Genomic DNA, 14,195 nt, shown 5'->3' with positions numbered 1-14,195 from the left:
CATCTCCTCCTTATTCCGAATCCCCGGATACCCGGAATGACAGCCAGGTAAATACCGCGGTGATGACAAACAGTACAAAGGACATCGCGGATGCATATCCGAAATTGTATTTCACGAATGCCTCATTATAAATAATATAAGAGGAGAGGTAGGTGGCTGTTCCCGGACCGCCTTCCGTTAAGATCAACACCTGTACATACGCCTGGATATAGGAAATGATGGACGTAATCACCACAAACAGCGTCATGGGCTTCAACAGCGGAAGTGTTAAATACTTGAAGGTCTGCCAGGAAGACGCGCCATCCACTCTCGCCGCCTCCATGGCATCGCTGGGAAGGGAGTAGAGGCCTGCCATAAACATAACGACCGCATAGCCGAAATCCTTCCAGATCGTCATAATCATAATGGCAAGCAGTGCAGTCTTCGGATTCATCAGCCAGTTGATATCCAGTCCCAGGATCTGGTTGATCGCACCAATCTGCGGATTATACAGGAATTTCCACACAAACGCCACCGCCACCATCGGCGTAACCACCGGCATGTAATAAATTGCGCGGAAAAAGCTTTTATGCTTAATCAGGTTTGAGTAGATCGCTATAGCAATAGCAAGGCCCAGCCCTACACGGAAGAAGATAACAACAACTGAAAATATCAGGGTATTGAGCATGGATTTGCCAAAAAGCGCGCTGGTAAATACACTAACATAATTTTCAATACCATTGAACCGGTAAATGCCGCTCAGCGGATTCCATTCGTGAAAGCTGCCTGCAAATGCGATCCCAATCGGCACCAGCAAAAATACTGTGTAGAACAGAATCATTCCGGTTACTGTGATATTGCGGAGCAGGATCTCGCTTTTGCTCTGCAGGGGATTTGTTTTTCGGAACATGATTTTCCCTCCTCTACTCCGCGTATTTATAAAGGCTTTCTACTGATTCAAAACTGCTGTTCTTCATATCGTTATGTATGGTCGCTTCCGCCTCAGCCAGCGCATCGTCAATGGACATGCCGTTAAAGAATACATTTTCACCGGCGGTCTTTAAAGATGTCTCCATGGTCGCCGGCATCGGGCCCGGCCAGATGTAACGGTCGATATGATCGGCCAGAACCGCCATAGACGGATTAGCCAGAATCTCCGCATCCTCAGCCAGTGATTTCTTCGCCGGGAAGGTGCTCATGGCAATGTTGAACTTCTTCTGAATGTCATTGTTTGCCAGGAAATACTTCACAATATCCTGTGCAACGGCCTGCTGATCCGCCGGAGCATTCTTATTGATACCAAATGTAGACTCGCCGTTATACCGGTTATAAGCATATGGATTTTCCGCAAATACCGGAATCTCAAAGACGCCAAAGTTGATATCCGGGAAGTTTGTCTTTAACGTATTGTTAAAATGGCCCCACTGGATTGTCATGGCTGACTGTCCCTGTCCAAAGCTGTCCGCGCCCTCTGCTCCGAAATCCTTGGAACCGACTCCGTCAACCTCATATAAATCCACCAGAAGCTGCATAACCTCCTTCATGGCGTCATTATTGACAGTAGCTGTCTTTTTGTCATCTTCGAATAAATCCTGGCCCAGCTGGTAATTCAAGCCCAGTAGGTAATTCTGATGGAAGGTTCCGTTAAAGTTTAACCCGGCCTGTACAAAGCTGTTTCCCTCTTTGATTGTCAGCTTCTTCGCCACTTCCCGCATCTCATCCCAGGTCTTTGGATAATCCGCGTCTGTGAGCCCCGCGGCCTCCCACATGTCCTTGTTATAGTAAACAGAGCCTGTCATGATGCCGTAGTCAATATAGTAAACCTTGCCGTCGATGACATGGGCGCTTACGCCGTTAAAATCCGCATCCAAATCGTCTGATGATACCTCATACGGGGCCATATAGTTAATCAGGTTTTCATGCTGACTGTTATGTACATTGAAAATTGCAGGTCCGTTTGCACCGCCAAGTGAAAGAGGAAGTTTTGTCCAGTAGTCGTCCCATGGATTGTTGACCAGTTTGATGGAAACATTGGGGTGAATTGCCGTATAACCGTCGATCAGCTCCTGAAACAGATTGTCACTGCCCCATTCCCAGAATTCAACGGAAATGTCTTTTCCATCGTTAATTGGCTGCGACGGACCATACTTTACCGTATCGCCAAACGGTTCTGTCGGCACGTTTACTGCTGCGTTTGCCGCTGCGTTCTCCGCAGCCTTTTTTCCGTCCGAGCTGCCGCATCCTGTAAGACTTGTTACCACCATCGCCGCCGCCAGGCCGGCTGCTATCCAGCATTTCTTCATTTTAAACTCCTCCTTGTTCTTTTCGCGTGGTCACCGCTTCAGTCTCTGTTTTCTGAAAATTTTCTAAAAACGGTAATCGCTGCAATTGGTTTTGTTAAGGTTTAGCGTTAAATCTAACATGAGAATACCACTCGAACAAGCTACTGTCAATATTATTTTTGTATTTTGTCATATTTAAATAGTTTAAACGGGTTTAAACTATGCACTTATACCAAAACTCGTCAAAATAAATTTGCGTTTTTCAACTTCATAGTGTATAATATATTTAGCGCTAAATATATTTTAAGAAATGGGGATAAAAACATGACATTAAAAGATATTGCAGAAAAAGCCGGCGTCAGCATGATGACCGTGTCCAACGTAATCAACGGAAAGCACAGCCGCGTATCTGCCGCAACCATAGAAAAAGTAAATTCCATTATAAAAGAGTACAATTACGTTCCGAACCTGTCTGCAAGGAGCCTGACGGTCAAATCCTCTCATATTATAGGAGTTATCGTTCCCCTGGATGACAAGGAGGACAGCGGAACTTCGGTTAGCTACTTTGACAATCCGTACGTCAGCTCCATGATCGGTGTGATTGAAAGAGAGCTGCGTGACAACGGATACTTCGTCATGATACGCGCAGTCCGGTCTCAGGATGATTTGTCTATATTGATGCGCAACTGGAACGTTGACGGCGCAATCTTTCTCTATCCCCGCCTGGGAGACCGTTTTGAGGATTCCATCAACGCGATTGTTGCAGAGACTCATCTTCCTGTAGTCCTTTTCGACGCGAGAACAGACAATCCGGAGGTCATCAATGTCTGTTCCGACGACCGAAAGGGCTGTTACCTCTCGACTCGCTATCTCATTAACCGCGGACATAAAAAAATTGCCTTCGTGGCAAATTACGAAGGCAATCCTCTTTTAACAGACCGATTTGAAGGCTACCGGACCGCCATGGAAGAAAGCGGACTCGGATGTGATCCCGACTGCATCTTTTCCTATTCTCCCTCATACGAGGAAGGGATCGCCGCCGGCAAGGCCATCGCGGCCAGCGCCCTTAAGATCACCGGGCTTGTCACCACGGCCGATATCTGCGCCATCGGCATCATGGAGGGCGCCAGACTGGGGGGCCTGCGGATTCCCACGGATCTCTCCGTCATCGGCTACGATAACCTGGCAGTCTCCACCTACACGACGCCGAAGCTGACGACAATCTCACAGAATGTCATCAAGAAGGCAGAAACAGCCATGGAACTGCTGCTGGAGAAACTCCGCACCGGACATGTGGAACAGCCGCATGTCCAGTTGGATGTGGAGCTGGTGGAGCGGCAGTCTACGCTGTCGCTGCTGTAATGCCTGAGGTCAGCGGGCCATCAGCCGGGCCTTAAAAAACGGAGAGCCTTATGCTCCCCGTTTTCTGTCCATTACTTTACAATATACAACTGCCACGATCGTACTGGCCAGCGTAGCCACAATTGCCGGTCCTACCACTGCCGCCGGATTCGTGCTCCCATACTGACTCCGGTACGCAATCATGTTGACCGGAATCAGCTGAAGGGATGAGATATTAATAATTAAAAACGTACACATTTCATTGCTGGCTGTTCCCAGTGGTACGGCGCGCGGTGACTTCTGCATCTGGCGCTTCTTAGAGCTATCCAGGCTATTTTTCCCTGATTCTGTCTGCTCTTCCTCCCGCCGCTCCTCCTCCAGCTCCTGGAGGGATTCCATGGCCTTTAACCCGGCCGGCGTAGCGGCCCAGCCCAGACCCAGGATGTTGGCAATGATATTCGTGGCGATGTGATCCATGGCGGGATGATCCTTCGGTATTCTGGGAAAAAGGAAACGAAGCACCGGCCCCATCCTCCGGGACAACCGTTCAATCAGGCCGGACTTCTGCCCGATCTCCATGATCCCGGTCCAGAAGGACATCACTCCCAACATTGTGATACACAGCATGACGGCTTCCTTTGCCGACGAGAGCGCCCCGTCGGTAACCGCGCTTAAATTTCCATGGAACGCCGCCCATAAAACGCCTACCACCATCATAAACGCCCAGAGATAATTTAACATACTAATTCAACCGCCGTGGTGATTTTATTGCTATTTTATGATTTCCGAAATTGTTTTATAACCGAATATTATTTAACTTTTTTCTGTTTCGCTGTGATAAATCCGTTTTCTTTTATTCCCCCATCAAATTCCTCATTACCTCATCCACCGTTTCAATCCGCTCCGCTCGGAACGCATTGCTTCCGCAGAACACAAGCCCTTCATCCGTATTCCCTTCCGCGGAATTCACCAGTGCCTTGGTGATACAGTAGGGAATCGTCTTCTTATCGCATTTCTCGAGACACTGGTAGCAATGTTCCAGCTTAAAGGGAGTCTGGCCGACACCGCTTAAGAATGCGTTATTGATCGCCCGTCCGGGCATGCCTACGGGACTCTTTGTGATTACGATATTTTCCTTTGACGCGTGAAGATACGCCTGCTTAAATTCGTCCGGTGCGTCACATTCCTCTGTGGTCACAAAACGCGTCGCCACCTGGACGCCGTCGGCTCCCAACTCCATCTGATGCATCACATCCTCATGGCTGTAGATTCCGCCCGCCGTCACGACAGGAATCTCTGTCTGGTACTTCTCGGCATACTCTCCTACCAGGCGGATAATTCCTCTGACCTCTTCGTCGTAGGCAGCCTGATCATACGTGTGTTCCACATCCGCAGTATCCACGCCCAGTGTCTCCAGGGATTCACGGGAAAAGCCCAGGTGGCCTCCCGCAAGCGGCCCCTCTACCACGACCAGATCGGGAACGCGGTGAAACTTGCGGTCCCACATCTTTAAGATTACCATGGCAGACTTGACAGAGGATACGATCGGGGCGATCTTTGTCTTTACTTTTTCCCCGGCTGCGCCCATCTCTGCCGCAGCCTCGGCCAGATATGCCGGAAGGCTGGCGGGAAGACCGGCTCCGGAGATAATAATATCCGCTCCTGCCTTAACCGCTTCCTTCACATACAGTGCGTAGCTCTTCGTCGCCACCATAATATTAAATCCGATCACACCTTCCGGGGATATCCCCCTGGCCTTCTTAAATTCTTTTCCGATCGCCCGGAGATTCGCCTCCAGCGGATGGTCTGCAAAATCCGGTTCCCGGAAACCGATCTGTGCGGTAGAGATAATCCCCATACCGCCAGCCCTGGCCACAGCGCCCGCCAGGGAAGAAAGGCTGATTCCAACTCCCATTCCGCCCTGTATAACTGGCTTCGGAACCACAAGTTCTCCTATTACCAATGGTCTTAAATTTCCCATCACATTCTCCTAAATCTGTCATATCGCCCGGAGGCAATTTCTTCTTTCGGCACAGCGGCGTATTTTATGAAAAATGTCTCCATGGCGCTGTCCATTTCCTTCGCCAGTTCCGCTAAATTCTCCGTTGCAGCCGGTTCTTCCTCAGCTATGATTCTTTCGATCAGGCCCAGTTCCATTAAATCCCTGGCGGTGATCTTCATGACTCGAGCCGCGTCGCTGGCCTTCTTGCTGTCCTTGTAAAGGATTGAGGCAAAGCCCTCCGGCGACAGAATCGAATAGATTGCATTTTCCAGCATCCAGACCTCATTGGCGACTGCCATCGCCAGCGCGCCGCCGCTTCCGCCTTCTCCAATGACGATGGAGAGAATCGGAACGGTTATGTCTGCCATTTCAAATAAGTTTCTGGCAATCGCCTCGCCCTGTCCCCGCTCTTCCGCTTCCAGCCCGCAGAACGCGCCCGGCGTATCCACGAAACAGATAATGGGACGGCCGAAGGTTTCCGCCTGCTTCATCAGACGAAGCGCCTTCCTATAGCCCTCCGGAGAAGGCATGCCAAAGTTGCGTTTGATATTGTCCTTCGTATTCTTTCCCTTTTCCTGGCCGATCACTGTCACTGGCATACCGTGGAAAGAGGCGATACCGCCCACAATTGCGCCGTCGTCGCCAAAGTAACGGTCCCCATGGAGTTCCATAAAATCGTCAAATACCGCGTTTATATAATCGCTGGCCACGGGACGTTCGGAGCTTCTGGAAAGCTGAACGGTATCCCATGGGCTCTTTTTATTTCTGCGAAACTTCGTCTTTTTCTCTTTTCCACTGGCTGCTTCGGATTGTCCGCAGTTATCCACATGGAAAAATAAGTTTTCACCGTTCTGCTCCTGATCTGGTGAGCGGTGAAGCTTTAAGATCGCAGAAATGGCATCTTTCATCTCTTCCCGCTTCACGATCTTATCCACAAAGCCGTGATCCTGCAAAAATTCAGAACGCTGGAATCCCTCCGGCAGCTTCTGTCCGATGGTCTGCTCGATGACCCTGGGGCCTGCAAAGCCGATTAATGCGCCCGGTTCTGCCAGAATGATATCGCCCAGCATGGCAAAGCTGGCCGTCACGCCTCCGGTGGTCGGATCGGTCAGAACGCTGACAAACAGCTGGCCTGCCTTGTGATGCCGCTTTAAGGCCGCGGAGGTCTTTGCCATCTGCATCAGGGATACAATTCCCTCCTGCATTCTGGCTCCTCCGGAACAGGCGAAAATGACAACAGGGAGCTGCTCCTTAGTGGCTCTCTCCACTGCTCTCGCTATCTTTTCACCCACCACATGGCCCATGCTGCTCATGATAAATCTGGCGTCACAGACACCGATTACCGCATGCTCTCCGCCTATGGTGCATTTTCCGGTTACGATCGCTTCGTTTAACTTTGTCTTCTCCCTGGCCGCCTCGATTTTCTTTTCATATCCTGGAAAATCCAGCGGGTTCGCAAATTCCATCTCCTTATCCCATTCCTCAAAGCTTCCTGCATCCGCAGTCATCTCGATTCTGCGATAGGCGTGGACCCGGAAATAGCCTTTGCATTTGGGACAGATATAGAAATTACTTCTCACATCTTCCGCGTAAATGGGCTGACCGCATTTGTTGCACTTTCTCCACAGACCAGCCGGGATGTTTGGTTCGTCTGTTTTGTCGGGTGTTTTGTATTTGCTGTCGATCAGTGTGTATGTTTTTTTAAACATGTCTCTTAACATGGGGTTTGCTCCTTTATGAAAAAATGAGGATAGGGGGAGGGAGATGCATGCGTAGTGTTTGTTAGGAGGATTCATCCGCAGTGGACAGCCCTGAAACGCCTCTGGCGTCCCAGGGCTGTCGGGCATTCGCCCCATACCCAGATGAAACTCCACATTTTCAGATACAAGCGAGCTTGCATCTGAAAATGCGAAATTTCATCTGGGTGCACTGCTCATTGCTTACGCAAAGTACTTCGTTATAAAATCCGTATCAATGTCTCCATCCTGATACGCTTCATGACTCAATATATCAAACTGGAAGTCCACATTTGTCTCGATTCCCTCTATAATCAATTCGCCCAGCGCACTCCGCATCTTGGCAATCGCCTCGGTACGGTCTTTTCCATGGACGATCAGTTTCATCAGCATGGAATCGTAGTTTGCCGGTACTTTGTAGTCGTTGTAAATATGTGTGTCCACACGGACGCCGTTGCCGCCCGGGACGTGGACATTGGTGATCAGTCCTGGACATGGCATGAAATTCTTTTCCGGATTTTCCGCGTTGATTCTGCACTCGATGGCGTGGCCCGTGATCTTTACGTCTTTCTGGGTTACGCTTAAAGGCTCTCCCGCGGCCACACGGATCTGTTCCTTGATTAAATCCAGCCCGGATACCAGCTCTGTTACCGGATGCTCTACCTGAATTCTGGTGTTCATCTCCATGAAATAGAAGTTCTTGTGCTTATCTAAAAGGAATTCTATGGTTCCGGCGTTTTCGTAGCCGACGGATTTCGCCGCCAGTACCGCGGTCTCCCCCATCTTCCTCCGAAGCTCTTCTGATATAGCCGCAGAGGGGGATTCCTCCAGTACCTTCTGGTGGCGCCTCTGAATAGAACAGTCACGTTCACCTAAATGCACCACATTGCCGAACTTATCCGCCATGATCTGGAACTCGATATGCCTCGGCTTCTCAATGTATTTCTCAATATACATGGTGTCATCGGAAAATCCCTTGATGGACTCCATCTGCGCATTCTGGAAATTAGCATCGAAATCTTCCGATCCACGGGAAATACGCATGCCCTTTCCGCCGCCGCCTGACGATGCCTTAATCATCACCGGATATCCGATCTTTTCCGCTACGAGGCGCGCCTCTTCCACTTCGTGAACAGCCTCCTTACCACCCGGAACGACCGGGACACCGGCCTCCATCATGGTCTTTCTCGCCTCAGATTTATTGCCCATCTTGTTGATAATATCAGCGGAGGGACCGATAAATGTTATATTGCATTTTTCACATAATTCTGCAAATCTGGCATTTTCCGAGAGAAAACCAAAACCCGGATGGATAGCATCTGCCTTCATGGCCACCGTCGCAGTCAGGATCCGTTCCATGTTTAAGTAACTCTGGGTGGAAGGAGCCGGACCGATGCAGATGGCCTCGTCTGCCAGAAGTGTATGCAGACAGTCGCGGTCCGCCTCAGAATAGACCGCCACGGTCTTGATTCCCATTTCCCGGCACGCCCGGATTATACGCACCGCGATCTCGCCGCGGTTTGCAATTAATATTTTATCAAACATATGACGACCACCTATCCAATCATAAATGTCAGTTCCGCGGAAGCGGCGATTTTTCCGTCAACCGTTGCTACAGCCCTGCCGATGCCTACCGGCCCCTTGCGCTTGATGATTTCACATTCCAGACGCATACGGTCGCCGGGAACTACCTTATATTTGAACTTTGCCTTGTCGATTCCGCCAAAGAATACCAGCTTTCCCTTATTGGCCTCTTCGCTTAAGATCGCGACGGCTCCGACCTGTGCCAGCGCCTCAATTCTCAGCACGCCCGGCATAACCGGTTCCTGCGGGAAATGTCCCTGGAAATACGGCTCATTAAACGTAACGCATTTATATCCTACGGCGCGGACGCCCGGTTCCAGCTCTTCAATGCAGTCTACCAGCAGAAACGGGTGCCTGTGCGGAATAATTTCTTCAATTTCCTTAATACCTAACATGACTCTCTCTCCTCTTTATGAAAAAAGAGCCTCAACCAATTTAATACCCTGTCATTCCTTAAAAATCGGCTGAACCTCTTTTCAACTTTTTCTTTCCTGTCAATCACAGCCCTGTATCGCTTCTTACCGGATTCTGAACAGGGGCTGGCCATACTCCACCACGTTTTCGTTGCCGACGAGAACGGCTTCCACAATGCCGTCAAACTCGCTCTCTATCTCATTCATCAGCTTCATGGCTTCGATGATTCCAAGGGTCTGGCCCTTCTTTACCGCATCCCCCACCTTGACGAACGGTTCGGCATCCGGTGAAGAGGAATTATAGAAGGTTCCCACTAACGGTGACGCCACGATCTTATCGGAGTCAATGGCTGCGGCCGTGTTTTCCACACTCTGCGCGCCTTCGCCGCTGCCGGCCGGCGCAGTATATTCCGCTGCCGGAAGCGCTGCCATTTCTACTGCCACGCCTGCTGCCGGTATCATCTGCTGCACCGCGCTGTTTCCCGCTACGGTTATAATCTGTTCTTTTTCCTTTTTAATGGAAAGCTTCAAGTTGCCTTCCTCTATCTTAAAGCTGGTCAGGCCATTCTCTGAAACCGCCTGCATCAGTCTGATGATATCATTGATCTCCATATCCGGCCTCCTACTGTTCGAACTTTTTCACTAAAATACTGGCGTTATGACCGCCGAAGCCAAGAGAGTTGCTAATTGCCACATTGACATCACTGGAAACGCCCTCGCCCTTCGTGTAGTCTAAATCGCATCCTTCACCCTCAGTCTCAAGGCCCGCTGTCGCATGAACAAATCCATCCTGGATTGATTTCACACAGGTGATGAATTCCACGCCGCCTGCGGCCCCCAGAAGATGGCCGATCATGGACTTGGTAGAATTGATCTTAACCTCCCTCGCATGGTCTCCGAGCGCTGATTTGATCGCCATTGTCTCGAATAAGTCGTTGTGATGCGTGCTGGTTCCGTGTGCGTTGACGTAATCCACGTCTTCCGGTCTGATACCGCCGTCCTGGATGGCATTCGTCATCGCTCTGGCCGCACCGCTTCCGTCCTCGGCCGGGGATGTGATATGGTACGCGTCACAGGTTGAGCCGTATCCGATCACCTCGGCGTATATCGTCGCATTTCTTGCGACTGCATGCTCCAGGGACTCCAGAACCACAACACCGGCGCCTTCTCCCATGACGAAACCGCTTCTGTCCTGATCAAACGGGATAGACGCGCGCATCGGATCCAGAACAGTGGTAAGCGCTGTCAGGGATGTAAATCCGGCCACACCGATCGGTGCTATGCTGGCTTCCGTTCCACCGGCAACCATTACATCCGCCTCACCGTACTGGATGGAACGGAACGCTTCACCGATCGAATGAGTACCTGTCGCACAGGCAGTTACCACGTTAAAGCATTTTCCCTTTAATCCGAACTGGATCGCCACATTACCGGCAGCCATGTTGCAGATCATCATCGGTACCAGCAGCGGATTTACACGGCCCGGTCCCTTTTCCAGGAGCTTACTGTGTTCCCGCTCCATAGCCTGAAGGCTTCCGATTCCCGATCCCAGACATACGCCTACACGGTACGGGTCCTCCTGTTCCATATCAATACCGGAATTCTCCAGCGCTTCCTTCGAAGCGGCTACGGCAAACTGGGAGAAACGTTCCATGCGCTTAGCAGCCTTCGGATCCATATAATTCTTAGGATCAAAATCCTTTACCTCGGCCGCAAGCTTTGCCTTATATTCGGTTGTATCAAACTGGGTAATCGGTCCGATTCCCACCTTTTTCTCTTTCAGTCCGTTCCAGAAACTCTCTACATCATTTCCGATCGGTGTAATTGCTCCCATACCTGTTACTACAACTCTTGTCTTCATGTCGCTCTCTCCTTATTACATTATAACTCTTGCCCAACCGTGCATCTGCTGAATAGTTACGTTACATCGCCATTCCGCCGTCCACGCTGATCACCTGGCCGGTAATGTAGCCTGCCGCGCCGGAGGCCAGAAATGCCACTGCACCGGCAATATCTTCGGTGGTTCCAAAATGTTTCATCGGGATCTGTTCTGTCGCACCCGCCTTTACGGCATCGGACAGCACCTCCGTCATCTCTGTCTCAATAAATCCAGGCGCTACCGCGTTCACGGTAATGCCCCTGCTGGCCACTTCTCTGGCAAAGGATTTTGTCAGTCCGATTACCCCGGCCTTGGCTGCGCAGTAATTGGCCTGCCCCGCATTGCCGAGCACACCGGAAACGGAAGAAATATTGATGATTCTGCCGCCTCTCTGTTTGATCATCTGGCGGGCTACATGCTTCATGCAGTTAAATACGCCCTTTAAGTTGGTATCGATAACTGCGTCGAAATCGCCCTCGGACATCTTCATCAGCAGATTATCCTTCGTGATTCCGGCGTTATTTACCAGAATATCGATAGAGCCATACTTCTTTATGACGCCGTCCATCATAGCCGCAACGCTCTCAAAATCAGACACGCTGCACTGGATGGCCTCCGCATGGCCTCCGCCTGCCGTAATCTCATTTACTACTTCTTCCGCACGTTTCGCGGAACCATTATAATTGACAATGACAGTCGCGCCTTCCGCGGCCAGACGGAGCGCGATCGCCCGCCCGATTCCTCTTCCGGCTCCGGTCACAACAGCTGTTTTTCCTTCTAACATTCCGGCATCCTCCTCGCTATAGCTTTTCAATATCTTCCAGTTTTTCTATATTAATGACTTTTACATCTCTTGTTATCTTTCTCATGAATCCGGCCAGAGTCTTTCCCGGCCCGATTTCTATAAATGTATCCACTCCATCCTGCAGCATGGTTTCCACACTCTGCTGCCATCTGACGGAAGAAGACACCTGTCTCTCTAAAAGCGGTCTCACATCCTCTGCCTTCGTCACATACTGAGCCGTGACATTAGCCACATACGGGATAACCGGGGTGTTGATGCGGGCATCGGCCAGAACCCCGCCCAGCTTCCGTCCGGCGTCCGCAAGCATGGCAGAATGGAACGGTCCGCTGACATTTAACAGGACGGCACGCTTTGCACCAGCTTCCAGGAGCTTCTCATTGGCCGCTTCCACGGCTTCCTTCCGTCCGGAGATCACGATCTGTCCCGGGCAGTTGTAGTTGGCGATGGAAACGCCGTCGATCGCGCTTATCACTTCTTCAATCTTAGACGCGTCGAGGGCCAGGATGGCGGCCATGGCTCCGAGTCCAACCGGAACCGCCTCCTGCATAAGGATTCCCCTCTGTCTTACGGTACGGATCGCATCCGCGTCGCTCATCACGCCCGCGGCGGCAAGCGCAGGATATTCTCCCAGGCTCAGTCCGGCAGCCACATCGGGCTTCACGCCTTTTGCCTCTTCCAGGACACGCATCATGGCGATGCTGGTGGTTACCATGGCGGCCTGTGTGTATTCCGTGATATCCAGTCTGTCGTTCTTTTCAAAACACAGCTCCGGCATGGAAAAACCAAGCAGCTCTGACGCCATGTCAAAGAGCTCTTTTCCGGTCTTTGTATTCTCATAAAAATCCTGGCCCATACCACAGTACTGTGCGCCCTGTCCCGGGAAAATAAATGCAGTCTTGCTCATAATCCGTAACTCCTTTTTCAATTATCGGTTCAGCAGTTTCTCCGCCTGTTCCATCATTTCGTCAATCATTTCCTTACAGGTCTGTTTCTTATAAATCATACCTGCGATCTGTCCTGCCATGACGGTACCGTTCGTGATATCGCCTTCCTGTACGGCCTCTCTCAGCTTTCCGAGAGTTAAGTATTCCAGTTCCTCGAAGCTCTTGCCTTCCTGCTCCAGCTTTACGTATTCCCTGGTCATCTGATTCCTTAAGCATCTGACCGGATGGCCGTGGGAGCGTCCCGTAACCGCCGAATCGATGTCCTTTGCCTTGATAATGCGCTGCTTGTAGTTCTCGTGAACAATGGATTCATCCGAAACCACAAATCTCGTGCCGATCTGTACCGCCTCTGCTCCGAGCATAAATGCCGCGGCGATTCCGCGTCCGTCACCGATACCGCCGGCCGCGATAACCGGTATGGATACAGCGTCCACAACCTGCGGAACCAGTGTCATCGTTGTCTGCTCACCGATATGACCGCCGGATTCGCATCCTTCCGCCACAACCGCATCCGCGCCGTAGCGCTCCATTCTCTTAGCCAGTGCTACAGAAGCCACAACCGGTATAATTTTGACCCCGGCGGCCTTCCACATCTCAATATATTTCTCCGGGTTTCCGGCTCCGGTGGTTACCACACCGATTCCTTCCTCCACGACTACCTTTGCTATCTCATCGGCATGAGGGCTCAGCAGCATGACATTGACTCCGATTGGTTTCTTTGTCAGCGCTTTTGCCTTGCGGATCTCCTCTCTGACCACCTCGGCCGGTGCGTTTGCACCGCCGATCAGTCCCAGCCCGCCAGCTTCCGATACAGCCGCCGCCAGATGATGTTCCGCAACCCAGGCCATTCCACCCTGAATAATCGGGTGTTTAATTCCTAAAAGTTCCGTTATTCTGGTATTCATCAGCCTTCCACGCCCTTTGCTTTTAAGTAGTCCATAACCGCGCTTACGGTCGTCAGCTTCTCTAAATCCTCAGAAGGAATCTCGACTGAATACTCATCCTCCAGAGCCATAACAAGTTCGAATAAATCCAGGGAATCCGCTCCTAAATCCTCTTTAAAGGAAGACTCTGCCAATACGGCCTCTGCGTCTACATTTAACTGCTCTGCGATAATTTCTTTCATCTTCTCTAACATGGTTTCATTCTCCTCTTCATTTTCCATCTTTTATTCCATTGATTTTTTAATATTTATCTAATTACTTTGATTTTCAAAGTATTAGTCTTTTT

At 50.6% G+C, this 14,195-nt stretch carries 14 protein-coding genes; 1 reads left to right on the top strand and 13 read right to left on the bottom strand.

Going from position 1 to position 14,195, the window contains the following annotated elements:
- Window positions 1–10: 10 nt before the first annotated feature.
- Complete coding sequence (locus M1L66_RS00290; RefSeq protein WP_187023471.1) at window positions 11–889, bottom strand: carbohydrate ABC transporter permease; 879 nt, start codon at window positions 887–889, stop codon at window positions 11–13.
- 13 nt (window positions 890–902) lie between these two features.
- Window positions 903–2,282, bottom strand: a complete 1,380-nt coding sequence (locus M1L66_RS00285; RefSeq protein WP_434690114.1) for an extracellular solute-binding protein — start codon at window positions 2,280–2,282, stop codon at window positions 903–905.
- 303 nt (window positions 2,283–2,585) lie between these two features.
- Here M1L66_RS00285 and M1L66_RS00280 point away from each other — a divergent pair, with 303 nt between their 5' ends.
- Window positions 2,586–3,623, top strand: coding sequence for a LacI family DNA-binding transcriptional regulator (locus M1L66_RS00280; RefSeq protein ID WP_207729198.1), 1,038 nt, complete (start codon window positions 2,586–2,588; stop codon window positions 3,621–3,623).
- 48 nt (window positions 3,624–3,671) lie between these two features.
- Here M1L66_RS00280 and M1L66_RS00275 read toward each other — a convergent pair whose 3' ends face one another.
- From M1L66_RS00275 to acpP, 11 genes are all read right to left on the bottom strand, one after another.
- A complete protein-coding gene (locus tag M1L66_RS00275; protein ID WP_002605467.1) occupies window positions 3,672–4,343 on the bottom strand; it encodes a nucleoside recognition domain-containing protein in 672 nt (223 codons plus the stop codon).
- 112 nt (window positions 4,344–4,455) lie between these two features.
- Complete coding sequence (locus M1L66_RS00270) at window positions 4,456–5,583, bottom strand: NAD(P)H-dependent flavin oxidoreductase (RefSeq protein WP_434690112.1); 1,128 nt, start codon at window positions 5,581–5,583, stop codon at window positions 4,456–4,458.
- Window positions 5,583–7,325, bottom strand: coding sequence for an acetyl-CoA carboxylase carboxyltransferase subunit alpha (locus M1L66_RS00265; RefSeq protein ID WP_434690111.1), 1,743 nt, complete (start codon window positions 7,323–7,325; stop codon window positions 5,583–5,585). The genes M1L66_RS00270 and M1L66_RS00265 overlap by 1 nt, the downstream gene beginning before the upstream one ends.
- Before the next feature lie 219 nt (window positions 7,326–7,544).
- A complete protein-coding gene (locus M1L66_RS00260; protein ID WP_187023466.1) occupies window positions 7,545–8,885 on the bottom strand; it encodes an acetyl-CoA carboxylase biotin carboxylase subunit in 1,341 nt (446 codons plus the stop codon).
- A gap of 11 nt (window positions 8,886–8,896) precedes the next feature.
- Window positions 8,897–9,319 (bottom strand): 3-hydroxyacyl-ACP dehydratase FabZ, encoded by a 423-nt coding sequence (gene fabZ / locus M1L66_RS00255; RefSeq protein WP_002605463.1) that lies wholly within the window; start codon window positions 9,317–9,319, stop codon window positions 8,897–8,899.
- A 123-nt stretch (window positions 9,320–9,442) separates the two neighbouring features.
- Window positions 9,443–9,949 (bottom strand): acetyl-CoA carboxylase biotin carboxyl carrier protein, encoded by a 507-nt coding sequence (gene accB / locus M1L66_RS00250; protein ID WP_434690108.1) that lies wholly within the window; start codon window positions 9,947–9,949, stop codon window positions 9,443–9,445.
- Window positions 9,950–9,959: 10 nt separating this feature from the next.
- Window positions 9,960–11,198 carry a beta-ketoacyl-ACP synthase II gene (gene fabF, locus M1L66_RS00245; RefSeq protein WP_187023464.1) on the bottom strand — a complete coding sequence of 413 codons (1,239 nt, stop codon included), beginning with the start codon at window positions 11,196–11,198 and terminating at the stop codon, window positions 9,960–9,962.
- Between the two features lie 61 nt (window positions 11,199–11,259).
- A complete protein-coding gene (gene fabG / locus M1L66_RS00240; protein WP_187023463.1) occupies window positions 11,260–12,000 on the bottom strand; it encodes a 3-oxoacyl-[acyl-carrier-protein] reductase in 741 nt (246 codons plus the stop codon).
- A gap of 16 nt (window positions 12,001–12,016) precedes the next feature.
- Window positions 12,017–12,925, bottom strand: coding sequence for an ACP S-malonyltransferase (gene fabD, locus M1L66_RS00235; protein WP_187023462.1), 909 nt, complete (start codon window positions 12,923–12,925; stop codon window positions 12,017–12,019).
- 21 nt (window positions 12,926–12,946) lie between these two features.
- Window positions 12,947–13,870, bottom strand: coding sequence for an enoyl-[acyl-carrier-protein] reductase FabK (fabK, locus tag M1L66_RS00230; protein ID WP_187023461.1), 924 nt, complete (start codon window positions 13,868–13,870; stop codon window positions 12,947–12,949).
- On the bottom strand, window positions 13,870–14,103 hold the full coding sequence (gene acpP, locus M1L66_RS00225) for an acyl carrier protein (RefSeq protein ID WP_025529601.1): 234 nt from the start codon (window positions 14,101–14,103) through the stop codon (window positions 13,870–13,872). Before acpP ends, fabK begins: the two co-directional genes overlap by 1 nt.
- Between the last annotated feature and the right edge of the window lie 92 nt (window positions 14,104–14,195).

Origin of the sequence: Hungatella sp. SB206 (assembly GCF_051132295.1) — a bacterium.
Classification (GTDB): domain Bacteria; phylum Bacillota; class Clostridia; order Lachnospirales; family Lachnospiraceae; genus Hungatella; species Hungatella effluvii.
The sequence above is the reverse complement of the archived record's forward strand: the minus strand, read 5'-3'. Positions and strand labels throughout refer to the sequence as shown.

Excerpts from the sequence above, each read along its gene's own strand:
- M1L66_RS00280 (WP_207729198.1), top strand. The coding sequence starts at position 2,586 with ATGACATTAAAAGATATTGCAGAAAAAGCCGGCGTCAGCATGATGACC.
- fabF (WP_187023464.1), bottom strand. The coding sequence starts at position 11,198 with ATGAAGACAAGAGTTGTAGTAACAGGTATGGGAGCAATTACACCGATC.
- accB (WP_434690108.1), bottom strand. The coding sequence starts at position 9,949 with ATGGAGATCAATGATATCATCAGACTGATGCAGGCGGTTTCAGAGAAT.
- fabG (WP_187023463.1), bottom strand. The coding sequence starts at position 12,000 with ATGTTAGAAGGAAAAACAGCTGTTGTGACCGGAGCCGGAAGAGGAATC.
- M1L66_RS00260 (WP_187023466.1), bottom strand. The coding sequence starts at position 8,885 with ATGTTTGATAAAATATTAATTGCAAACCGCGGCGAGATCGCGGTGCGT.
- fabZ (WP_002605463.1), bottom strand. The coding sequence starts at position 9,319 with ATGTTAGGTATTAAGGAAATTGAAGAAATTATTCCGCACAGGCACCCG.
- M1L66_RS00290 (WP_187023471.1), bottom strand. The coding sequence starts at position 889 with ATGTTCCGAAAAACAAATCCCCTGCAGAGCAAAAGCGAGATCCTGCTC.
- acpP (WP_025529601.1), bottom strand. The coding sequence starts at position 14,103 with ATGTTAGAGAAGATGAAAGAAATTATCGCAGAGCAGTTAAATGTAGAC.
- fabD (WP_187023462.1), bottom strand. The coding sequence starts at position 12,925 with ATGAGCAAGACTGCATTTATTTTCCCGGGACAGGGCGCACAGTACTGT.
- M1L66_RS00265 (WP_434690111.1), bottom strand. The coding sequence starts at position 7,325 with ATGTTAAGAGACATGTTTAAAAAAACATACACACTGATCGACAGCAAA.
- M1L66_RS00285 (WP_434690114.1), bottom strand. The coding sequence starts at position 2,282 with ATGAAGAAATGCTGGATAGCAGCCGGCCTGGCGGCGGCGATGGTGGTA.
- M1L66_RS00275 (WP_002605467.1), bottom strand. The coding sequence starts at position 4,343 with ATGTTAAATTATCTCTGGGCGTTTATGATGGTGGTAGGCGTTTTATGG.
- fabK (WP_187023461.1), bottom strand. The coding sequence starts at position 13,870 with ATGAATACCAGAATAACGGAACTTTTAGGAATTAAACACCCGATTATT.
- M1L66_RS00270 (WP_434690112.1), bottom strand. The coding sequence starts at position 5,583 with ATGGGAAATTTAAGACCATTGGTAATAGGAGAACTTGTGGTTCCGAAG.